The organism is Sporosarcina sp. P29 (assembly GCF_002743265.1).
GTDB lineage: Bacteria > Bacillota > Bacilli > Bacillales_A > Planococcaceae > Sporosarcina.
The window spans coordinates 23342-44358 of sequence record NZ_PDYX01000003.1; the positions used below are offsets into that span (position 1 = coordinate 23342).

The 21017-nt window shown below is 39.7% G+C and carries 24 protein-coding genes; 15 read left to right on the forward strand and 9 right to left on the reverse strand.

Going from position 1 to position 21017, the window contains the following annotated elements:
- Nucleotides 1–8 precede the first annotated feature (8 nt).
- Together CSV68_RS03690 and CSV68_RS03695 are read right to left on the reverse strand one after the other, a co-directional pair.
- On the reverse strand, nucleotides 9–656 hold the full coding sequence (locus tag CSV68_RS03690) for a hypothetical protein (protein WP_099661495.1): 648 nt from the start codon (nucleotides 654–656) through the stop codon (nucleotides 9–11).
- Nucleotides 657–716: 60 nt separating this feature from the next.
- Entirely contained in the window at nucleotides 717–908 is a 192-nt protein-coding gene (locus CSV68_RS03695) for a YkvS family protein (protein WP_099633037.1), read from the reverse strand.
- Between the two features lie 219 nt (nucleotides 909–1127).
- On the opposite strand from CSV68_RS03695, the gene CSV68_RS03700 reads away from it, so the two are divergent.
- The 6 genes from CSV68_RS03700 to CSV68_RS03725 all read left to right on the forward strand — a co-directional run bounded on the left by CSV68_RS03700 (nucleotide 1128) and on the right by CSV68_RS03725 (nucleotide 5802).
- Nucleotides 1128–1304, forward strand: a complete 177-nt coding sequence (locus CSV68_RS03700; protein ID WP_099661496.1) for an aspartyl-phosphate phosphatase Spo0E family protein — start codon at nucleotides 1128–1130, stop codon at nucleotides 1302–1304.
- Nucleotides 1305–1491: 187 nt separating this feature from the next.
- Entirely contained in the window at nucleotides 1492–2361 is an 870-nt protein-coding gene (locus CSV68_RS03705) for an NAD(P)-dependent oxidoreductase (protein WP_099633039.1), read from the forward strand.
- Between the two features lie 174 nt (nucleotides 2362–2535).
- Nucleotides 2536–2766: a hypothetical protein gene (locus CSV68_RS03710; protein WP_099633040.1), complete on the forward strand. Its 231-nt coding sequence runs from the start codon at nucleotides 2536–2538 to the stop codon at nucleotides 2764–2766.
- Between the two features lie 136 nt (nucleotides 2767–2902).
- Nucleotides 2903–3340 (forward strand): cyclic-di-AMP-binding protein CbpB, encoded by a 438-nt coding sequence (cbpB, locus tag CSV68_RS03715; RefSeq protein WP_099633041.1) that lies wholly within the window; start codon nucleotides 2903–2905, stop codon nucleotides 3338–3340.
- Nucleotides 3341–3488: 148 nt separating this feature from the next.
- Nucleotides 3489–4928, forward strand: coding sequence for an MDR family MFS transporter (locus CSV68_RS03720; protein ID WP_199175009.1), 1440 nt, complete (start codon nucleotides 3489–3491; stop codon nucleotides 4926–4928).
- A complete protein-coding gene (locus CSV68_RS03725) occupies nucleotides 4915–5802 on the forward strand; it encodes a transcriptional regulator CcpC (protein ID WP_099633043.1) in 888 nt (295 codons plus the stop codon). The genes CSV68_RS03720 and CSV68_RS03725 overlap by 14 nt, the downstream gene beginning before the upstream one ends.
- A gap of 139 nt (nucleotides 5803–5941) precedes the next feature.
- Here the strand turns inward: CSV68_RS03725 and CSV68_RS03730 are convergent, their stop codons facing one another.
- The 4 genes from CSV68_RS03730 to CSV68_RS03745 all read right to left on the reverse strand — a co-directional run bounded on the left by CSV68_RS03730 (nucleotide 5942) and on the right by CSV68_RS03745 (nucleotide 8834).
- Nucleotides 5942–7132, reverse strand: coding sequence for an MFS transporter (locus tag CSV68_RS03730; RefSeq protein WP_099633044.1), 1191 nt, complete (start codon nucleotides 7130–7132; stop codon nucleotides 5942–5944).
- Nucleotides 7133–7271: 139 nt separating this feature from the next.
- Nucleotides 7272–7727, reverse strand: coding sequence for a redoxin domain-containing protein (locus CSV68_RS03735; protein WP_099633045.1), 456 nt, complete (start codon nucleotides 7725–7727; stop codon nucleotides 7272–7274).
- A 91-nt stretch (nucleotides 7728–7818) separates the two neighbouring features.
- The gene (locus CSV68_RS03740) at nucleotides 7819–8361 is read right to left on the reverse strand and encodes a peroxiredoxin (RefSeq protein WP_099633046.1); all 543 of its coding nucleotides are present in this window, start codon (nucleotides 8359–8361) and stop codon (nucleotides 7819–7821) included.
- Between the two features lie 170 nt (nucleotides 8362–8531).
- Entirely contained in the window at nucleotides 8532–8834 is a 303-nt protein-coding gene (locus tag CSV68_RS03745) for a hypothetical protein (RefSeq protein ID WP_099633047.1), read from the reverse strand.
- Between the two features lie 200 nt (nucleotides 8835–9034).
- Between CSV68_RS03745 and CSV68_RS03750 the strand changes: the two genes are divergently transcribed.
- From CSV68_RS03750 to CSV68_RS03770, 5 genes are read left to right on the forward strand one after another with little or no spacing between them, the layout of a single operon-like run.
- Nucleotides 9035–10141, forward strand: coding sequence for an ABC transporter ATP-binding protein (locus CSV68_RS03750; protein ID WP_099633048.1), 1107 nt, complete (start codon nucleotides 9035–9037; stop codon nucleotides 10139–10141).
- Nucleotides 10131–10943, forward strand: a complete 813-nt coding sequence (locus CSV68_RS03755; protein WP_099633049.1) for an ABC transporter permease — start codon at nucleotides 10131–10133, stop codon at nucleotides 10941–10943. The genes CSV68_RS03750 and CSV68_RS03755 overlap by 11 nt, the downstream gene beginning before the upstream one ends.
- The gene (locus tag CSV68_RS03760; RefSeq protein WP_099633050.1) at nucleotides 10940–11737 is read left to right on the forward strand and encodes an ABC transporter permease; all 798 of its coding nucleotides are present in this window, start codon (nucleotides 10940–10942) and stop codon (nucleotides 11735–11737) included. Before CSV68_RS03755 ends, CSV68_RS03760 begins: the two co-directional genes overlap by 4 nt.
- Nucleotides 11734–12807 (forward strand): ABC transporter substrate-binding protein, encoded by a 1074-nt coding sequence (locus CSV68_RS03765; protein ID WP_099633051.1) that lies wholly within the window; start codon nucleotides 11734–11736, stop codon nucleotides 12805–12807. Before CSV68_RS03760 ends, CSV68_RS03765 begins: the two co-directional genes overlap by 4 nt.
- A gap of 36 nt (nucleotides 12808–12843) precedes the next feature.
- Entirely contained in the window at nucleotides 12844–13503 is a 660-nt protein-coding gene (locus tag CSV68_RS03770; RefSeq protein WP_085428510.1) for a potassium channel family protein, read from the forward strand.
- Nucleotides 13504–13659: 156 nt separating this feature from the next.
- On the opposite strand, the gene rnjA is transcribed toward CSV68_RS03770, so the two are convergent.
- The 3 genes from rnjA to def all read right to left on the reverse strand — a co-directional run bounded on the left by rnjA (nucleotide 13660) and on the right by def (nucleotide 16339).
- Nucleotides 13660–15327, reverse strand: coding sequence for a ribonuclease J1 (rnjA, locus tag CSV68_RS03775; RefSeq protein WP_099626313.1), 1668 nt, complete (start codon nucleotides 15325–15327; stop codon nucleotides 13660–13662).
- 3 nt (nucleotides 15328–15330) lie between these two features.
- Nucleotides 15331–15540: a DNA-dependent RNA polymerase subunit epsilon gene (locus CSV68_RS03780; protein WP_099633052.1), complete on the reverse strand. Its 210-nt coding sequence runs from the start codon at nucleotides 15538–15540 to the stop codon at nucleotides 15331–15333.
- A 241-nt stretch (nucleotides 15541–15781) separates the two neighbouring features.
- On the reverse strand, nucleotides 15782–16339 hold the full coding sequence (gene def / locus CSV68_RS03785) for a peptide deformylase (protein ID WP_099661498.1): 558 nt from the start codon (nucleotides 16337–16339) through the stop codon (nucleotides 15782–15784).
- 169 nt (nucleotides 16340–16508) lie between these two features.
- On the opposite strand from def, the gene CSV68_RS03790 reads away from it, so the two are divergent.
- From CSV68_RS03790 to CSV68_RS03805, 4 genes are all read left to right on the forward strand, one after another.
- Nucleotides 16509–17135, forward strand: coding sequence for a YkyA family protein (locus tag CSV68_RS03790; protein ID WP_099661499.1), 627 nt, complete (start codon nucleotides 16509–16511; stop codon nucleotides 17133–17135).
- A gap of 377 nt (nucleotides 17136–17512) precedes the next feature.
- Nucleotides 17513–18628 carry a pyruvate dehydrogenase (acetyl-transferring) E1 component subunit alpha gene (gene pdhA / locus CSV68_RS03795; RefSeq protein ID WP_099633055.1) on the forward strand — a complete coding sequence of 372 codons (1116 nt, stop codon included), beginning with the start codon at nucleotides 17513–17515 and terminating at the stop codon, nucleotides 18626–18628.
- Between the two features lie 3 nt (nucleotides 18629–18631).
- Nucleotides 18632–19609, forward strand: coding sequence for an alpha-ketoacid dehydrogenase subunit beta (locus CSV68_RS03800; protein WP_099633056.1), 978 nt, complete (start codon nucleotides 18632–18634; stop codon nucleotides 19607–19609).
- A 34-nt stretch (nucleotides 19610–19643) separates the two neighbouring features.
- Complete coding sequence (locus CSV68_RS03805) at nucleotides 19644–21017, forward strand: dihydrolipoamide acetyltransferase family protein (RefSeq protein ID WP_099661500.1); 1374 nt, start codon at nucleotides 19644–19646, stop codon at nucleotides 21015–21017.

A 21017-nucleotide genomic window follows, 5' to 3' on the forward strand; every position in this document is an offset into this window, starting at 1 on the left:
ATGCAATATTACTTGATTGTTGCTGCCATATCTTTGAAGTCTTTTAGATGTTCATTATCTTCTTTAGCATAAATGGTTACACGAATTAATTTGTCTTCACGTTCGATGACATAGCCTGTAAAATGACCTTCGGGGGAATCTACTTCTGCGCCTTTAACTGATTTGATATCGTCAGCTTGTGGAAGATCTGCTTCATCTGTGAGCTCAACAGGTGTTTCACCGTCACTGGAAGCTTTCAATAATTCTAGTGTGTTTTCATAGAGTTCATCAAACGTATAAGACTCTTCATCTTTAGGCGTAGTTTCGATACGCATGAACATTTCGCTATCTTCTTCTAAAATCAGACTGTCTCTGCCTGGTTCTTCACTTGTAAGTTTATATCCAGGGAACACCATCATTGAGTAATCCTGTTCATCGCTTGCTGTCTCCACAGCGTCTTTCATAGCATCCACGCTTGTTTTTTCGTCGCTGTCTGTTTCAATTTCAGCATCATTTTCGGAAGAAGTGTCTTCTCCTGCATCTGTTTCGGGAGCAGCAGGTTCTTCTATAGCATTACCTGTTGTTTCTTTTTCAGGGTCTACATCAGAAGTTCCGCACGCAGCCAGCATAATTGAAGCTGTTAGTGAAGTGAAAATAATACGCCATTTGTTGTTCATATGTAACCACTCCTTCATATACTATTCTATTCTATTAGACGGACTACAGCGAGGAAGGTTTCATTCTCGTAAACTATTAGTCAAGATAGTATAACGTTTATGATTGATTACTGTTTTTTCCTGCATTACCAATGCATCAAAACTCTCCATATACGCTAAGTTTACAATTACAGAGTTTTCGTTCACCTTTTCAACAATTCCTTGTAAGCCTTCTTTGAATTCAATGATATCACCAATTTCTGCGATCGTCATTCCAGTCATCCTTTCTTCAATCATCAATTAGGTCATACGAAATGATAAAGATGTAAAAATGGGAATTCCTTTCTAGTTTGCCCTATTATCTACGAAACGTAAAGACTTATTTTTTAGAAACGAAAGAACATTACATAAACATATTGTCACTAAATGTCGAGAATATTGCGGTTTAACAATAGCGAGTTGTTGGTATATTAAAGGATAGGGTAATAACAGATGAAAGGTGTGCAAGTAGTGCATAATTGTAAATTAGAAATAGAACGTGTCAGAGAACAATTAATCCAAGTTGCAGAAGAATACGGTATGAACGCTGAAGGCACCATTGAACTTAGTCGTAAATTAGATGTATTAATTAATGAATTTAACGAGAAAAATGAAATAAAATTACCCTGAAATTATACCTAAATTCAATGTTTAACTCATAATAAAAGTGGGGATAATATAAAAGAACACAGCAACATTCTCATTTCCCCCTTTTGTGGACCAATCTTGTATTGGTCCTCTTTTTTGTTTGCCTAATTGTAAAAATATTTGAACTTCTGTACGATAGAAATAATCATACATAATGAGGAGTGAGAATATGCAAAAAGAAAAAATTTCATTTATTGGAACAGGTGTTATGGGTTCGAGTATTATAAAGCATTTACTTAACGCATCTTATGAAGTTACGGTTTTCACTAGAACGAAAACAAAGGCTGAACCGCTAGTAGCACTAGGAGCAAAATGGGCGGATAACGTTGCAGAAGCTATTGAACAGGCTGACATTATTTTCACGATGATTGGCATGCCGTCCGATGTGGAAGAGGTGTATTTATCCGATCAAGGTATATTTGCAAATAGCCGTCCTTCTCAAGTCGTAGTGGATATGACTACTTCAAGCCCTGAGCTGGCTATTGCTATTGCAGAAAAGGCTGCTTCTTTACATATGGAGGCACTAGATGCACCTGTATCTGGTGGGGATATTGGGGCTCAGAATGGCACACTTTCTATCATGTGCGGTGGTCAAAAAGAATTATTCGAAAAATTATTACCGATTTTATCTGTTTTCGGTAAACAAATTGTCTATCAAGGACAAGCGGGAGCTGGGCAACACGCTAAAATGTGCAACCAAATCACTGTCGCTGGAAATATGATTGGGGCATGTGAAGCGATTGCTTATGCTATGGAGTCGGGACTTGATCCGGATACTATGTTACAATCCGTCACTTCGGGTGCAGCAAATTCCTTTAGTTTATCTGATCTCGGACCTCGAATTATTAACCAAAATTATGAACCAGGATTTTATGTAAAACATTTTGTGAAGGATCTAAATATTGCCTTACAAGAAACAGAAAGACTGAATCTACAATTGCCAGGATTACAACTTGCTCGTGATATGTATGCCGACTTACTAGATAAGGGCTATGGAGAAAAAGGAACACAAGTCCTGATCAAAAAATATATAAAGTAAAAACTAAAGACTAAAGACTCTTTATGTATGTCGTGTAAAGAATCCAAAATAATAAACCCGTTATACATTGAATAATATTTTTTGCGAATGATCTGTTGAGTGTTAAATGCACATACTTTCTCACTTATTGCACATGCTCTTTACTATAGTATGTACGAAAAGGAGGGAGTTATGATGTGGGATATTTGGTTATGGCCTATGGTGTTTGTATCAGTCGTTATGTTGGGGATCGGGTTAGCTGGAGTACGGAAAACAAGTCGTTCATTTCAGTTGAATGAAAAAAATCGTATACCTGATATTGCAGCGGAGCATCCGTATGCTATGAATCCATTACTGTGGATTATCGTGGTCGCATCAGTTTTCATCTTTATCATCATATTTTATTATTGGGCCTCTTTCTATTAAAGAAAGAGGTTTTTTGTTTTGTGAATCCGCTTTCTTTTAAGGTGAGAAATGGCTTTTTGTGGTATGATGGAAAAGAAGCAGTGAACGGATTTTTAGGTACATGTATTTAGATGAAGAACAGAAGGAGCGATCACCTATGGTTTCCATAAACAATAAAGATTTTCTTACTGCGCCCATCATAGATCGAATTATTTCTTCGGAAAAAGTTGCCCACGTACAAATAGGGAATAACGCAGAGCACGCACTACTTGTTTTGACCAAGACTGGCTATTCTGCAATTCCTGTACTGGATAATCAGTATCATTTAAAAGGCCTTCTTGGAATTGGGATGATTACGGATTCTATTCTAGGTATGGAGCGCATTGAATATGAGAGATTAGAAGATATTAAAGTAGATGAAATTATGGATACGAATCTGCCAACGATCCGTGTAAATGACCGCTTTCAACGCGCAGTAGATCTATTGATTAATCATCCGTTTTTATGTGTCACTGAAGAAGATGGAACATTTGCGGGCATAATTACAAGACGTGTAATTATGAAAGAATTTAAAAAATATATTTACAACGTATAACGTATACTGAAGTGGGATAAATAAAGCAATGAAGAAGTGATCATAGTAATATGTTAAAGGGCTCCGATAAAGGAGTCTTTTTCTAATAGAAGGAGTTGAAATAGCTGTGCGTAAAGAAACTAATCGGCCCTTTGTGCTTGCTGCCGTTATGCTCGCTATGTTTGTAGGGGCAGTGGAAGCGACAATTGTTACCACCGCAATGCCGACAATAGCTTCTGAATTAGGTGGATTTTCACGATATAGTTGGATATTCTCGTCTTATTTATTAATGAGTACCGTAACGGTTTTAATTTACGGAAAGTTAGCGGATTTATTTGGTCGAAAGCCGATTTTTTTTATGGGCTTGACGATTTTCTTAATCGGTTCCGTACTTTGTGGGTTTGCTGTCTCTATGGAGCAGTTAATATTCTATCGTCTCATACAAGGTTTAGGGGCGGGGGCTGTCATGCCAATTGCGACTACGATCATCGGGGATACTTATTCCACTGAAGAGCGTGCGAAGATACAGGGGTATTTATCGAGTGTCTGGGGCATTTCTGCAGTTTCAGGTCCTGTAATTGGTGGATTGATTGTACAGTACGTTAGCTGGCAATACATATTTTGGGTGAACGTGCCACTTGGACTCCTTTCAATGGCTGTTATTTATTTCTTTTTACATGAACCAAAAGAAACGCAGAAAGCTTCTGTCGATTACAAAGGTGCTTTTTTCCTGACATCTGCACTGGCAACTATTTTAATCTGGCTAGTAGAAGGAGGCCAAGGATTCGGTCGATTCTCTGCTATCGGAATAGCGTTAATCATTCTTTCAGGCATTTCATTTTGGTTATTTTTCAGACAAGAAAAGCTGGCAAAAGATCCACTAATCTCTTTTAGCATTTGGAAAAACCCCGTTATCTTATATGCGAATCTCGTGTCGTTGACTACTGGAGTTATTTTAATAGGGGTTTCTTCTTATTTACCTACTTATGTATCCGGAGTTATGGAACAACCAGCAATCATCGCAGGTTTCACTTTAACTGCTATGTCCATTGGCTGGCCTTTAGCATCCTCCATGGCAGGGCATTTACTCATACGCTTCGGCCCATTTCTCGTATCGTTTGCCGGTGGTGTGTCCTTAGTGATTGGTACGACGATGTTTGTCTTTATGAACGCATCATTAGGACCCGTATGGGCAGGTTGTTCAAGCTTCTTCATCGGAGTAGGAATGGGGCTAACCAATACATCCTTCATTGTTACGATTCAAGGAGCTGTGCCGCGCGTACAAAGAGGCTCAGCTACTGCAGCGAATATGTTTATGAAGAATTTTGGCAATACGATTGGTGCTTCAGTGTTTGGTGCCATATTGAATGGTACACTCATTACCTATTTTGCGAAAGAAAAATTGCCCTACACGATTGATGACGTGAATACATTGTTAACCAAAGACGGTCGTTCGATGCTAACCTCGCAAGAGCTAGTCAGTTTACAAAATGGTTTAGACAGTTCCTTACACTGGGTGTACATAGCGATTGTCGTATTTGCAGTCATCAGTTTATTATTGATCTTACGAATTCCACGAGGGAAGGTGCAGGACCATGTCAACAATTGAACTGGATATAATTAAAGCGTTAGCTGAAGAGGGGAATATGCGTAAAGCGTCAGAGCGCCTTCATTTGTCGCAACCTGCTTTGTCACAACGCCTTCAGACGATTGAAAAAGAATGGGGCATGCAGTTGTTCATCCGTTCACAAAAAGGTCTTGAACCAACGCCTGCAGGTGAACACGTGATCAGCTATGCGAAAGAATCTTTGGCGAAGAAAGACGAGACGATGGAATTGATCGCCTCACTTGAAGATAAAGTACACGGAACATTGAAGATTGCTTGTGCCTCTATTATTGGTCAGACTTGGTTGCCACAAGTATTGAAAGACTATGTAGCACTTTATCCTGATGCCAAAATTTCCTTAATGACGGGATGGAGCTCGGAAATCTCCAAAGCTTTGTACGAAGGGGAAGCACATATCGGTATTGTTCGAGGGCAAACAGATTGGAAAAGTAATCGCGTCTATTTATTCCGTGATCAGCTGTATCTAGTAGATTCCGAAATCTCAACAATTGATGAATTAAAAGATACGAACCGTCACTTTATTCAGTATAAAAGTGATTCAAACTATTACATGGAAATCCAGCGCTGGTGGAATAAGCACTTTAATCAAAATCCAAGCCGGCAGATTGTAGTGGATCAGATTGAAATGTGTAAGCAACTCGCGTTAAAAGGTATCGGTTATGCCATACTGCCTTCCATCACATTGTCAGGTGATGAGAAAGTCAATCTGATTCCGCTACTCAATAGCGAAGAAGAGTTTGAGTTGACACGTGATACTTGGTTGATCGGATATGGTTCGACATTCGAATTGAAGCAAGTGAAGGCATTTGTAGAGATTGTGCAGGAGTATGCGGAGTTATTAAGAAAAGATCAATAAAAAAGAGCTTCCATTCATCGTGGAAGTTCTTCAACCAAAGACAAACTCTAGTAGTAATAGAGTTTGTCTTTATTAATTTACTAGTATTAAAGATTTAGAATTAGTGAATGTCTACCAATGACTGCTGTACCGCTACTATTTATGGTGTTCTCGCAGACTCTATAAGTGATTTGTTGTTCCTTGCCCAGTAGAAAGCAAGAATAAAGCAAAGTAGCAGAATGATCGTGCCGACTATATAGGGGGATTCCCTATTCATATCGAATATATATCCGGCTGTGGCAGGACCAATCATGTTTCCTAGACTCATATAGGCATTCATCATGCCGGCTGCGTAGCCCTGTTCTTTCCCGGCTAGTTTAGAGACTAACGTGTTGACTGCTGGTCGCAATAACGAAGTGGCGGTTGAGAAGATCGTTGCTACCAAAAGAATAGTGAAGAATGTATTGACGAATAAAATACCTAACATAGCGAAAGCCGCTAGCACTAAATTAATGAGAATGACACGCATTTCACCGAAACGTTTAAACAAACGATCGATAACAAACGTCTGGATGATGACGCCGACAAATCCGCCAACCGTAATGATGATAGCGATTTGAGAAGGTGTGTAATTGTATTTTTGATCGACATATAACGAGATCGTTGATTGGAAATTAGCCAATCCAAATGAAAATACAAACATGACAACCAGCATAATGAAATAGGACGTTTGTGTAGATCTACGCATTTGCTGGAAGATGTTTTCATTCGTTGTAGCTCCTTGCAAGACGGGCTTAGGATTAGGAAGAAGCAACAAGGACACAACCGCTGCTACAATGGATGCCGATGCGGCAAAGTAGAAAGGGAAGTATAAGCTGATTTTTGATAAAAAACCACCAATGCCAGGACCTATCATAAAGCCTAACGACATCGAAGCGCCAAGTAATCCCATTCCGCGACCACGATTTTTAGGAGATGTAATATCTGCCACAAATGCCATGGTAGGTGGAACAATAAAGGCGGCACCGAAACCGGAAAAGAACCGTGAGAGATAGAGCATCCATAGTTCAGTTGATAAACTGAAAGCTAATTGAGAAAGTCCGTAAACAACCAACCCGAAAATAATAATGCTTTTTCTGCCGTATTTATCGGAAAGATTTCCTGAAATAGGAGAGAAAATAAATTGTGCAAAAGAAAACATGGCGATCAATAGTCCGAGTGCACGTCCTGCAACTCCGAAAGTACCTAAGAATTCAGGCATAATAGGGATGATCAAGCCTACACCAGCCATGGCGATGAACATATTGAACATGAGAATATACATTGCTATATTTGTAGGTGTTTTGTTCATTCGGTAGCTCGCTTTCCAAAACTTTTTACTAATCTTATCACAAATAAATCTGCAATGTTTGTATGAGGGTTGCAATAGCGTATTATGAGGAAAATAGATGTAAAAAAACGACCCCATTTAGTAGGAGTCGTTGATAAAATTAATCTTCTTTTTTCATTTCATCTAGTACACGATTCACACGTTTTTCAAGCATTTTCATACCGCTGCCGCCCGCTTGGAAGTGGCGTAACTGACCCTCTTTGTCAAAGACATAGTACGCAGGGACATATTGGTTTTCAAATGCATCATTTAACTTCAATTCACTATCAACGAAAATCGGTTGTGTAATATCATGCTCAGCTGCTACGTTCTTGATTTGTTCAAGATCGACATCATCTTCTGAACGAGGCATGTGCACAGCCACAACATTCAGTTCATCTTTGTACTTATCCCTGAAGTTGTTTACATCCGGCATCGCTTCTTTGCACATATGACAACTTACAGACCAAAAGTGTATAAGTGTCGGTTTTTCTCCAACGAGTTCCGATTTAGAAGTTTCACCATTCAACCAAGTAGTAGCACCTTGAAATTCAGGCATTTGTTCACGTAATTTCATCAAGAATTCCTCCTAGCTAAGTGGGTATATATATTATGTGATAAAAAAATCCCCACGATTAGTGTAACGCGTGGGGATGGTTGTCCAAAAATTAAAGAGTTTCTTGACCTGGACGCCAGTTCGCTGGGCAAAGACCGCCAGTTTGTAGTGCTTGTAGTACGCGAAGAGTTTCGTCCACGTCACGACCGATATTGTTATGGAATACTGTCTGGTACTGAAGTTCGCCTTCAGGATTGATGATGTAAAGGCCGCGCAATGCAATACCTTCTTCTTCGATCAATACACCGTATTCGCGTGAAACGGAATGGTTAGTGTCTGCTGCTAGTGGGTATTTTAGTTGTTCAAGACCATTGTCTTTACGATCAGTGTTAATCCAAGCAAGGTGAGTGTGGATAGTATCAGTAGAAACACCGATTACTTCTGCATCCAAGTCTTCGAACTCATCGTAACGATCCGACATTGCAGTGATTTCTGTTGGACATACAAAAGTGAAGTCCATTGGATAGAAGAAAAGAACTGTCCATTTGTCGTTTTTAATGTTTTCTTGTAAACTAACTTTACCAAAAGATTTGTCAGCTAGTACTGCCTCCATTGTAAAATCTGGAGCTTGTTTACCTACCATACGTTCGGCCATTATATAAAACCTCCAATTAGTCTTTTGTACAACGACATGACTGTGTTGCACAATTCTTACCTAGAATAACAAAGTTCCGAGTTGAATTCAATTAGAATGACTCGAAGATAATAATAGTTATTATAAAGAACACTTAACCTAATATATATATTTAGGATCTGAGTATCTGATTACTCAAAGTCTTGTTTACAGTCAGAAGGTTTTACTGGGCGTGTTTGGCATGTTTTACAATTCGGATCGCAAATCATTTCTCGCCATTCATCGCAATCTTTACAGTAACGCGCGTCAAATTCATCGCTATAATGTAATGGTTCCATGCAATCTACGCAATGAGAAGCCATCTCTTTCCATGTTCGGATTTTCTTATTGTTTACTAGAAAAATTCCTTCTAGATGATTTTCTTTTGTTGCGGGCTCGACTTTTCGATTCCGCTTGGCATCAGAGTCCAGATAAAAAAATAAATGGTCTTCCAACTGAATCCCTCCTCAATATATGGTTTCATTCTACTATGTCATCTGCGAAAAAACAATTTTCATGACTATTTTCCTGTAGGCTGTTTTCGTATTCGACATTTAATATATGGTTGATTTCACTATCAATTTGTGTATAATAAGTAAGTTTACAACTATTGATATAGTACAAGAAATAATACGTTATGCAAGGAGGAAACCTATTGACTACTGAACCAATTATTCGTTTTGAGAATGTTACAAAGCGCTACAATGAATCTACAACTGTCCTTGATCGTGTTTCATTTGAAATGGAACGCGGTAAGTTTTATACATTACTTGGACCTTCAGGATGTGGGAAAACGACTATTTTACGTTTGATCGCTGGTTTTACGGAGGCGACAGATGGATCGATCTTCTTTAATGGAAAGAAGATCAATTCGGTACCCGCAAATGAACGTCAAGTGAACACGGTATTTCAAGACTATGCATTATTTCCTCATTTAAATGTGTATGAAAATGTTGCATTCGGTTTACGCATAAGAAAAGTGAAAAAGAATGAAGTGGATCGCCGAGTAAAAGAAGCGTTGAAATTCGTCAATCTGGAAGGGTACGAATCCCGTGAAATTACTGAAATGTCGGGTGGACAACGTCAACGCGTTGCGATTGCCAGGGCGATCATTAATGATCCAGAAGTGATTTTACTAGACGAGCCATTGTCCGCACTTGATTTGAAATTGCGTTCTGAAATGCAATATGAACTGAGGGAGCTCCAGCAGCGTCTTGGTAAAACATTTGTTTTTGTTACACATGACCAAGAGGAAGCACTTGCGATGTCAGATGAAATTTTCGTCATGAATAATGGAGAGATTCAACAGTCGGGGACACCGATTGATATTTACGATGAGCCGATTAACCGTTTCGTGGCAGACTTTATTGGAGAGTCCAATATAGTTTCAGGAAGAATTATTGAAGATTATTTAGTGGAATTCACAGGCAAACAATTTCCATGTGTAGATGGCGGATTCTATCCTAATGAAAAAGTGGATATCGTCATTCGTCCTGAAGATTTGGAAATGACAACTGTTGAAAAAGGAAGGTTAAGCGTCACTGTAGATACGCAATTATTCCGGGGAGTGCATTATGAACTTTCCACGTATGACTCTGATGGTAATGAGTGGCTAGTTCATTCAACAAAACCAGCGGACGTAGGGACATTAATCGGTTTGGATTTTGAACCGGCAGACATTCATGTAATGCGTCTAAATGAATCGGAAGCTGACTTTGATGCACGTCTGGAATCGTTTGGAGTGGCGGAAGATGAGGAGTAAAAACCCGTTACGTTTTATATATGCCACACCGTATGCAGCCTGGTTATTATTATTTGTGCTGGCACCGATTGCTGTCATCGTGTATTATTCATTTTTCGATTTATCGGGCCATTTAACGCTGGCTAACTATCGCAATTTCTTTACGTCAATTTACTTCAAATTAACACTGAGCTCATTTTGGTATGCTTTTCTCATAACCTTTTTTGCTTTATTAATATCATATCCAACAGCCTACTTCTTAACAAAAACGAAGCATAAGCAGTTATGGTTGTTACTCATTATCATACCATCGTGGATTAACCTATTGTTAAAGACGTATGCATTCATTGGATTGATGGGTATTTATGGCCCGATAAATGGTTTTTTAGAAGCTGTTGGTATAGGCAACCAGCAAATACTATTCACCGATTTTAGTTTCGTGTTTGTCTCTGTGTACATTTTTATTCCATTTATGATCTTGCCGATCTTTAACTCCTTGGATAAAATCAATCCTACTTTACTTGATGCCTCGAAAGATTTAGGAGCGAATGCATGGGTGACGTTTAAACGAGTGATTTGGCCGATGACTACTGATGGTGTGAAATCAGGTATACAAGTCGTGTTTATTCCGGCGCTATCCTTATTTATGGTTACCCGTTTAATTGCAGGTAATAAAGTAATGACACTGGGTACCGCAATCGAGCAACAATTCCTCGTTACACAAAACTGGGGAATGGGTTCTACGATAGCTGTGTTTCTAATTATCTTCATGTTCTTAATTATGATACTGACATCTGGTAAAAAAGGGGGCATCATTAAATGAAGAAACTGGGTATTATGCCGAGAACTTATTTGGCAGCAGTCTTTGTGATTTTATATGCTCCTATTTTTTATCTCATATATTACTCCTTCAATTCAGGAGGTGGGATGTCGCATTTTGAATCATTCACATTGGAACATTATCAAGCGGTATTTCAAGATACCCGACTGTTAATTATTGTCTTGAATACGGTGATTATCGCATTATTATCCGCACTACTATCCACTACAATTGGCGTGATTGGTGCGCTTGCCATTTATTTTATGAAAAACAAATCTGCACGCCAGACGGTATTGTCACTGAATAATATATTGATTGTTAGTCCGGATGTCATTATCGGTGCATCATTCTTAATCTTGTTCACGCTGATCGGTGTGAAGTTGGGCTTTGCTTCGGTACTCATTTCTCATATCGCTTTTAGTATACCAATCGTTGTCATCATGGTGCTGCCAAAGTTGTTAGAAATGAGTACTACATTAATAGATGCCGCACTGGACTTAGGAGCTTCACGTAAAGATGTACTGACGCGTGTCATTTTACCTTATATTAAGCCGGGTATTTTCGCAGGTTTCTTTCTTGCGTTGACCTACTCATTGGATGACTTTGCCGTGACTTTTTTCGTGACAGGAAATGGATTCTCTACATTATCCGTAGAAATTTACTCTATGGCCCGCACAGGAATCACTTTGACAATCAATGCATTATCAGGATTGATATTCTTAATTACAATGGTCCTAGTGCTTGGTTATTATATAATCGGAAATAAAGCAAAATCACCTCAGGGGGTGAAGAAATGAGAGGATTAATTAGCAGTGCGTTTGTAATTATACTCGTTTCGGGTCTTCTGTTGTTCACTAATTATCAGCTTGAGCATAAGACGGGGCGCGTAGGAAAAGATACGATTACGGTGTATAACTGGGGCGAATATATAGACCCGGATCTTCTAAAACAATTTGAAGAAGAAGAAGGCATCAAAGTGATTTATGAAACATTTGATTCGAATGAAGGCATGATGGGGAAAATCGAACAAGGGGGAACTGCTTACGATGTGACAGTCCCGTCTGAATATGCGGTACAGATGATGGAAGAGAAGGATCTCTTACTGCCACTAGATTTCTCGAAAATTCCGAACGTTACACATATCGATCCATACTTCATGAATTTGCCATTTGATCCAGACAATAAATATTCGATTCCTTACTTCTGGGGAACTGTAGGGATTGCATATAATGCATCCTTATTAGAAGGTCAGACGTTTGAGAGCTGGGAAAGTTTATGGGATGCTTCATTGCGGCAGAAGCTTATTTTAGTAGATAGTGCGCGTGAAGTGATCGGAGTATCATTGAATTCACTAGGTTACTCATTGAATTCGACTAGTTTGCAGGAACTAAAAGAGGCGACAGACAAGCTAGAAACGATGGGTCCGAACGTTAAAGCAGTTATAGGTGATGAAGTCACGCAGCTAATGATTAATAATGAAGCGTCCGTAGCGCTCACATGGTCTGGCCAGGCAGCAGATATGATATCTGAGAACGACGATATCAATTATATCGTGCCGGAAGAAGGTTCGAATTTATGGTTTGATAATATTGTCATCCCAAGAACGTCTACGAATGTCGAAGGAGCCTATAAATTTATTAATTTCATGTTGGATCCTAAAGTGGCAGCACAAAACGCGGAATACGTAGGTTATTCCACTCCAAATACTGCAGCACTGCCATTTATGGATGAAGAAATTACAGAAGATGAACGATTTTATCCGGATGAAAAGGCGAGGGAGAACTTCGAAGTGTATGAAAACTTAGGATTAGAAACACTTGGAGTGTATAATGAGTTATTCCTGAAATTTAAAATGGGATTGCGATAAGACATGTAACTATTCGCAATAGCGAGGAGTAATGAGATGAAAAAGGAATTTGTAGTAATTGGCTTAGGTCGTTTTGGCGGTAGTATCGTTAAGGAATTGATTGAACTGGAAGCAGACGTTATGGCGATTGATAAGTCGCAAGAACGCGTGGAGGAATTTGCGAATATTGCTACACAGGCTGTAGCTGTCGATACCACCGATGAAGCAGCATTACGTTCACTAGGTATACGAAATTTCGAACATGTGGTTATCGCAATCGGAGAAAACATTCAAGCGAGTATCTTGACTACGTTGATATTGAAGGAAATTGGTGTACAGCGTATTACGGTGAAAGCGCAAAATGACTATCATGAAAAAGTGTTACGAAAGATCGGAGCGGATCAAGTCGTTCACCCTGAGCGGGATATGGGGAAGCGAATTGCAAATAACTTGGTTTCGAATAATATTCTGGATTATCTAGAATTATCCGATGAATACTCCATCGTGGAGATTCAAGCGAATAATCACATCGCAGGCTCTTCGCTGATCGATTTGGACATTCGTGCCAAGTACGGTGTGAATATCGTAGCGATCAAGCGTGGAACGCATATACTAGTCTCTCCACAGGCGATTGAACAGATAGAAGTTAATGACGTGTTGATTGTAATTGGTTCAGATTTGGATATTCATCGATTTGAACGGAAGGCATTGCATTAAACGTGCGGAGTGGGAGAGAGCAGTAGTATCGATATAGACGACTTAAATTATGTTGGATCATAAAAATGAAAAACTGAAGGCATGCTCCTAGTTTATAGGAGTTGCCTTCAGTCTGGAGCAAGTGCTAAACTGCACTTGCTTTTTTTTATGCATTTTTTAAAGTTCCATGATGACGGGAAGGATCATCGGTTTACGCTTCGTTTTCTCATATAAATATGGAACGAGTGTATCGATGATGTCGCCCTTCAAGTTGTTGATGGAATCAGGTTTGGCAGCTAGTTTGCGCTGTAATGTTTTGGAAAGCATATATTGTGCTTCGTTGATCATGGCACCTGATTCACGCATATAGACAAATCCTCGTGAGATAAGATCAGGACCGGATACTAAGCGGTTCTTTTTCGTGTCGATTGTTGCGACGACGATGACCAGACCATCTTCTGAAAGAATTCGTCTGTCGCGTAGTACGACGTTGCCAATATCACCAATGCCGCTTCCGTCGATGTAAACATCGCCCGAAGGTACACGTCCAGCAAGTCTAGCTGTCGAGTCAGTAAGTGCGAGTACGTCGCCGTTACCCATGATGAAAATATTATCAGGCTCGACATCGCAGTCTACTGCAAGTTGAGAGTGCATATTCATCATACGGTATTCACCGTGGATAGGCATGAAGTATTTAGGTTTGATTAAACGTAACATGAGCTTTTGCTCTTCTTGCGATCCGTGACCAGATGTGTGGATATTGTTTAATGGGCCATGAATAACTTCCGCACCTGCACGGAACAAGGAGTTAATCGCTTTGTTAACGCTAAGCGTATTACCTGGAATGGGTGAAGAAGAGAAAATAACTGTATCTCCAGGTTGGATTTGAACTTGTCTATGCGTACCGTTTGCGATACGTGATAGTGCAGCCATCGGTTCACCTTGGCTACCCGTACACAAAATCATCACTTTATTAGCAGGAAGCCGGTTGAGTGATTGAGCATCCACGAATAAATCTTTCGGAGCGTCAATATAACCGAGTTCGCGGCCGATGGTAATCGCATTATCCATACTACGACCGAAGACAGCGATTTTGCGACCGAAAATCTGCGCTGATTCAATCACCTGTTGCAATCTATGGATATTTGAAGCAAATGTAGCAAAAATAATCCGCCCATCTACTGTACGGAAAATATCATTCAGGCTTTCTCCCACTTTACGTTCAGACATTGTAAAGTTAGGTACTTCTGCATTGGTACTGTCTGATAACAAACAAAGTACACCTTCACTGCCGATTTTAGCCATCTTATGCAAGTTAGCAGGTTCACCGACAGGCGTAAAGTCGAACTTAAAGTCTCCAGTATGAACGATATTACCGGATGGAGTTTTAACTACTACGCCGAATGCGTCAGGAATACTGTGCGTAGTTCTGAAGAATGATACTGCAGTTTTACGGAATTTAATAAAATCATCTTCTTCAATTTCATGAATTTCCGTAGTGCGCAACAATCCATGTTCTTCCAACTTATTGCGAAGTAATCCAATTGCTAGTTTACCGCCATAGACAGGAACATTTACTTTGCGTAATAGATAAGGAATTCCGCCGATATGGTCTTCGTGACCGTGTGTGATGAAAAGACCTTTAATCTTATCGATATTACGTTCAAGGTATGTGTAATCTGGAATTACATAGTCAATGCCTAGCAATTCATCTTCTGGAAATTTGATTCCGGCATCAATAATGATGATTTCATCTTGGAATTGTACACAATACGTATTTTTACCGATTTCACCTAGTCCGCCTAGGGCAAAAACGGCTGTTTCATTGTTTTTAATAGATTTCATTGATTAGACCTGCTCAACGTGAAAGTCTGGGGAGGCTTGTTCATATGTTAAGTGCTCGCCTTCCAGCTTTTGTACGTATTCAATCATCAGATCGCGACCTTTTAATTGATCACGGACTTCTTTTTCTGTTTCAGCTTCTACATACAAGCTGAGTGTGTTCTCGCGGACTGGAACTTCATGTACGTTTAAATGGTAATATACTTTGAAAATCATGTTTAACTCTCCTTTTTACGTTCCTAATAATACATATCATCAATAATAGCATGCAATTTCCCTAAAATAAAGAAAAGCCCACCAATTTAGTTGGCGGGCGTAAAAGTCTAAGCAATTGTCTTTTTACCGAGCAGGCCATTAAGTCGTCTTAGCAGTTTGCGTTTTAGACGTTTATACATGGCATCATCACTCCTTGACAAGACTGTAACAGAAAAACTTCGGTCTGTCAAGTGTAAGAGCTTTACTCTCTGTCAAATGCTATGGCGTCGGGGATGTCCTTGAACGGAGCGTTGTTGTCAATATGGTCATAGAACATAATACCGTTCAGATGATCCAATTCATGTTGGAAAGCAATTGCGGGCAATCCTTTCAAGCGTTTCTTGATTACGTTACCTTCCTTATCAAAAGCTTTCACTGTAATTCTTGCATACCGAGGAACATAGCCAGGAACTTCGCGATCTACTGATAAACAGCCTTCGCCGGTCTCTATATAGGTCTTTTCAACGGAATGGCTAATGATCTTAGGATTAATCGCTATAAAGTTTTCCAATAGAATCTCGCCATCGGGAATATGCAGAGCGAAAATTCTTTTGGATGCATTCACTTGTGGTGCGGCCAAACCGATACCAGAGCGTAAGCCGTATTTTTCACCCAGTTCGTCATTTTGGCTATTGACTACATATTCCAACAGCTCATCGCATAATTGACGGTCTTCATTACTTAAAGGAAAGCGCACCTCTTTGGCTTTTAAACGCAACGTCGGGTGGCCTTCTCGGATAATATCTTTCATTAAAATCATTTCTACTCTTCCTCTCGGATATATTAGGTTTAGTACAATCTACGATAAGCGGGTAACAAATGTGCTTAATGGGTATATAATCGTAAAAACCAATTTCCTCTTATACAGTATAAACGAATGAGAAAAATGGTGAAAGAAAAAAGTATATAAAGCGTCAGGAGGGTTATTAATGAAGAAAGTAATTTGTTTATTGTTCATACTCCTTCTACTAATTGGTTGTTCCAAAGAGTCTGAAGTAACTCAACAACTTACAGATTTCCTTGTTGTTATGAATGAAAAAGAAAAACAAGGGAACAACTTTGGGAGGAAGTTATTTGAGAAAGAGCAGAAAGAACAAATATTGTTCATTGAGACGATGGAATTGACTCAACAGCAATACCAGGAAGTGAAACAGCGAGTGGTTGCGATGAAAAAGTCAGCGCGTGAACGGGCTCTTTTGATAGAAAAAGAGGAAAGTGCTTCACGCGAATCGAAGAAAGCGATAGATCAGATGTCTGAATGGATGGAGCAAGTGGATTTAACTGATCATGTAGGTGAAGTGGTTGAAGCACTTTATGAACGGTCTGAAATACATGAAAACTTCATATTGCAGTATAAGAAGCTTATAGACAGTCAGACGCAATTGTATACACAGATTGAAGATCAGTCCATCCGTGAACGTGAACTGCAAAATCACGTCAGTGAAGTAAATGATTTAATCTCTTCTAGTCAACAGTTACTTACTGAATTCAATGAAGCGACTAGAGAAGTAAACAGATTAGCAACTCGCGCCGTGAAAAGTTTAGAAAAGCAATAAAAAGGAAATGTAAAATAGAGAGTATGACCTCTTAGATGGTTATTGAAATGAAGTGAGTTATTCATTGCGATCTGTTGTAAATGGCGGTTCGCAAATGGAGTAGGACCTGCAATCTGAAATGGCAATGTGAATCCTCAATGATCACTTGGACGAATGTAGATTACCTGGTAATTGTCAATAAAAAACACCACTGTACCAATACAGAATCGATATTGTGTTAGTACAGTATACTTTTAGAAAAATGTGAAAAACAAGCGAAAGTGTTTAATTACAATGGTTGACCAAGCGCTCAGTTTTGCGTATACTAGTAATTATAAGAAGTTGTATCAACTTTATTTGAAAACGATATAATACAGATATGAAGGAGAGATCAAGATATGGTAGCTAAAAAAGGTAATCAGTATGATCCAGTGAAAGCGCTTCAACTGATTGAAAGCCAATTTGATATGGTGCAAATATTGAATGAAGAAGGAAAAATCGTGGATAAGGACTTGGACCCGAAACTTCCGGACGAAGAATTAGTGGAATTGATGAACCGTATGGTTTACACACGTATCCTTGACCAACGATCCATTTCTTTAAATAGACAAGGACGACTTGGGTTTTATGCTCCGACGGCAGGACAAGAAGCTTCCCAGTTAGCTTCTCAATATGTGTTAGAAAAAGAGGATTTCATTCTCCCAGGATACCGTGACGTTCCTCAGTTATTATTCCACGGTTGGCCATTGCACATGGCATTTCTATGGTCGAGAGGGCATTATGCAGGTAGTGTTATTCCTGATGGACTCAACATTTTCCCACCACAAATCATTATTGGTGCACAGTATGTCCAAGCAGCTGGTGTAGGTTTAGGCTTTAAGAAAAAAGGACAAAAATCAGTTGTCATTACGTACACAGGCGATGGCGGAACATCTCAAGGGGATTTCTACGAAGGATTGAACTTTGCGGGAGCTTTTAAAGTACCAGCAATCTTCGTCATTCAGAATAACCAATATGCAATCTCCACACATCGTGATGTACAGACCGCGGCGAAAACACTGGCTCAAAAGGGTGTGGCTGCAGGCGTTCCAAGTGTACTAGTAGATGGAATGGATCCTTTAGCAGTATATGTTGCAACACGTGATGCAAGAGAGCGTGCAGTTAATGGAGATGGACCAACACTCATTGAAACAATGTGTTACCGTTATGGGCCTCATACGATGGCTGGTGATGATCCAACACGCTACCGTACATCCGACATTGACGATGAATGGGAAAAACGCGATCCAATCGTTCGTTTCAGAACCTATTTGGAAGCGAAAGGTATTTGGTCTAAAGAGCAAGAAGAAAAAGTAATTGAACGTGCAAAAGAAGAAATTAAAGAAGCAATCAAAAAAGCAGATGGACAGCCTAAACAAAAAGCAACAGACTTCATGAAGATTATGTATAAAGGCGATGTGCCGTTTAACTTACAAGAACAATTGGATGCGTATGCTGGAAAGGAGTCGAAATAACCCATGGCAGAATTAACAATGATTCAAGCGATTACAGATGCGCTTCGTACGGAGCTGAAATCAGATGAAAACGTATTGCTGTTCGGTGAAGACGTAGGCGCGAACGGAGGTGTCTTCCGTGCAACGGAAGGCCTTCATAAAGAATTCGGCGAAGAGCGTGTTTTTGATACGCCGCTAGCTGAATCTGGTATTGGTGGATTAGCAATCGGATTAGCACTTACTGGTTTCCGTCCTATTATGGAAATTCAATTCTTTGGTTTTCTGTTTGAAGTAATGGATTCCGTGAGTGGACAAATTGCAAGAATGAACTTTAGAACAGGTGGACATTTCAATGCACCGATCACAATCCGTGCACCATTTGGTGGAGGAGTAGCAACTCCTGAAATGCACGCGGACAGCTTGGAAGGTCTTGTAGCATCACAACCTGGTTTAACAGTAGTTATCCCGTCGACTCCGTACGATGCAAAAGGATTACTTATTTCTGCAATCAAGAGCGATGATCCGGTGATTTTCTTGGAGCATATGAAACTATATCGTTCATTTAGACAAGAAGTTCCTGAGGAAGAATATTCTATCCCTTTAGGAAAAGCTGATGTGAAGCGTGAGGGTAAAGATTTGACGATTGTCACATACGGTGCAATGGTGCAGGAAAGCCTAAAAGCTGCTGAAGCACTTGAAAAAGAAAATTACTCAGTAGAAGTAATCGATTTACGTACGATTCAGCCTCTTGATATCGAAACGATTATTCAATCAGTCGAAAAAACAAACCGTGCAATCGTAGTACAAGAAGCACAGCGACAAGCAGGAATTGCTGCTAACGTAGTAGCTGAAATTACTGAACGAGCTATTTTGAGCCTTGAAGCTCCCGTACTACGTGTGACAGCGCCTGATACGGTATATCCATTTGCAGCAGGCGAAAATACTTGGTTGCCTAATGCGAAAGACATTGCAGCGAAAGCGAAAGAAGTACTAACATTCTAAATACTTATTGGACAAACCAGGAAGGGTGAATTACGTGACTTATGAATTTCGATTACCAGATATTGGTGAAGGTATACACGAAGGGGAAATCGTCAAGTGGTTCGTAAAACCAGGCGATGAAATCCAGGAAGATGATACATTACTAGAAGTGCAAAACGATAAATCCGTAGTAGAAATTCCGTCACCTGTATCAGGTACTGTAGAAGAGATTTATGTTACTGAAGGTACTGTAGCAGTTGTTGGAGATAAATTAGTGCGTTTTGACGCACCGGATCATGGTATTCCAGATCATGAAGACGATGAAGAAAGCGCGGACTCTTCTAACGAAGAAGCGAGTGCAGAAAAATCTCATGAACAAGTAGGAGAAGCGCTTGGAAGCGTAGATTCCAAGAAACCTGAAGAGGCGTCTGATGGACAGTCGTCGACAGAACCGCCAAAAGAACAACCAGTCAATACATCTACTAATGAGGTCGATGAAAATCGCCGAGTCATCGCGATGCCGTCTGTTCGTAAATATGCACGTGAACAAGATGTTACGATAGCGCAAGTTGCGGGTAGCGGGAAAAATGGCCGCGTAGTAAAAGAAGACATAGATTCATTTAAAGCGGGAGATCAACAACAATCTGTTGAAGGAACGACTGAATCACAGCAAGCAACGGAAACATCTTCAAATTCAGAGAAACAAGCTCCTATCATTGAAGGTGAATTCCCAGAGACTCGTGAGAAATTATCACCTATGCGAAAAGCAATCTCTAAAGCCATGTCGAATTCTAAACACACCGCTGCACATGTTACATTGCTAGATGAAGTGGATGTGACTGCACTTGTTGCACATCGCAAAGAATTTAAAGCAATTGCAGCAGAGAAAGATGTTAAGTTAACGTATCTTCCGTATGTAGTAAAGGCGCTCGTAGCAACATTACGTGAGTTCCCTCAACTAAATACTTCATTGGACGATGCGACAGAAGAATTAATTCAAAAACATTATTATAATATTGGAATTGCAGCCGATACAGATCGCGGTCTAATGGTACCGGTCGTTAAAAATGCTGATCGTAAGTCCATGTTTGCTATTTCAAATGAAGTGAATGAGCTCGCTGGAAAAGCGCGCGACGGGAAACTTCAAGCAGCAGAAATGAAGGGTGCATCTTGTACAATTACGAATATTGGTTCTGCAGGTGGACAATGGTTTACACCGATTATTAACCACCCTGAAGTAGCTATTTTAGGTATTGGAAGAATTTCTGAAAAACCTGTAGTGAAAAATGGTGAAATTGTAGCAGCACCTATGTTAGCATTATCTTTAGTATTTGATCACAGAGTGATTGATGGCGTAACGGGACAATTAGCGTTAAACTATCTTAAGGAATTAATAAGTAATCCATCACTTTTATTAATGGAGGCGTAA

Coding starts and splice junctions, on each gene's coding strand:
- CSV68_RS03690 (WP_099661495.1), bottom strand. CDS start 656: ATGAACAACAAATGGCGTATTATTTTCACTTCACTAACAGCTTCAATT.
- CSV68_RS03695 (WP_099633037.1), bottom strand. CDS start 908: ATGACGATCGCAGAAATTGGTGATATCATTGAATTCAAAGAAGGCTTA.
- CSV68_RS03700 (WP_099661496.1), top strand. CDS start 1,128: ATGAAAGGTGTGCAAGTAGTGCATAATTGTAAATTAGAAATAGAACGT.
- CSV68_RS03705 (WP_099633039.1), top strand. CDS start 1,492: ATGCAAAAAGAAAAAATTTCATTTATTGGAACAGGTGTTATGGGTTCG.
- CSV68_RS03710 (WP_099633040.1), top strand. CDS start 2,536: ATGTGGGATATTTGGTTATGGCCTATGGTGTTTGTATCAGTCGTTATG.
- cbpB (WP_099633041.1), top strand. CDS start 2,903: ATGGTTTCCATAAACAATAAAGATTTTCTTACTGCGCCCATCATAGAT.
- CSV68_RS03720 (WP_199175009.1), top strand. CDS start 3,489: ATGCTCGCTATGTTTGTAGGGGCAGTGGAAGCGACAATTGTTACCACC.
- CSV68_RS03725 (WP_099633043.1), top strand. CDS start 4,915: ATGTCAACAATTGAACTGGATATAATTAAAGCGTTAGCTGAAGAGGGG.
- CSV68_RS03730 (WP_099633044.1), bottom strand. CDS start 7,132: ATGAACAAAACACCTACAAATATAGCAATGTATATTCTCATGTTCAAT.
- CSV68_RS03735 (WP_099633045.1), bottom strand. CDS start 7,727: ATGAAATTACGTGAACAAATGCCTGAATTTCAAGGTGCTACTACTTGG.
- CSV68_RS03740 (WP_099633046.1), bottom strand. CDS start 8,361: ATGGCCGAACGTATGGTAGGTAAACAAGCTCCAGATTTTACAATGGAG.
- CSV68_RS03755 (WP_099633049.1), top strand. CDS start 10,131: ATGAGGAGTAAAAACCCGTTACGTTTTATATATGCCACACCGTATGCA.
- CSV68_RS03760 (WP_099633050.1), top strand. CDS start 10,940: ATGAAGAAACTGGGTATTATGCCGAGAACTTATTTGGCAGCAGTCTTT.
- CSV68_RS03765 (WP_099633051.1), top strand. CDS start 11,734: ATGAGAGGATTAATTAGCAGTGCGTTTGTAATTATACTCGTTTCGGGT.
- CSV68_RS03770 (WP_085428510.1), top strand. CDS start 12,844: ATGAAAAAGGAATTTGTAGTAATTGGCTTAGGTCGTTTTGGCGGTAGT.
- rnjA (WP_099626313.1), bottom strand. CDS start 15,327: ATGAAATCTATTAAAAACAATGAAACAGCCGTTTTTGCCCTAGGCGGA.
- CSV68_RS03780 (WP_099633052.1), bottom strand. CDS start 15,540: ATGATTTTCAAAGTATATTACCATTTAAACGTACATGAAGTTCCAGTC.
- def (WP_099661498.1), bottom strand. CDS start 16,339: ATGATTTTAATGAAAGATATTATCCGAGAAGGCCACCCGACGTTGCGT.
- CSV68_RS03790 (WP_099661499.1), top strand. CDS start 16,509: ATGAAGAAAGTAATTTGTTTATTGTTCATACTCCTTCTACTAATTGGT.
- pdhA (WP_099633055.1), top strand. CDS start 17,513: ATGGTAGCTAAAAAAGGTAATCAGTATGATCCAGTGAAAGCGCTTCAA.
- CSV68_RS03800 (WP_099633056.1), top strand. CDS start 18,632: ATGGCAGAATTAACAATGATTCAAGCGATTACAGATGCGCTTCGTACG.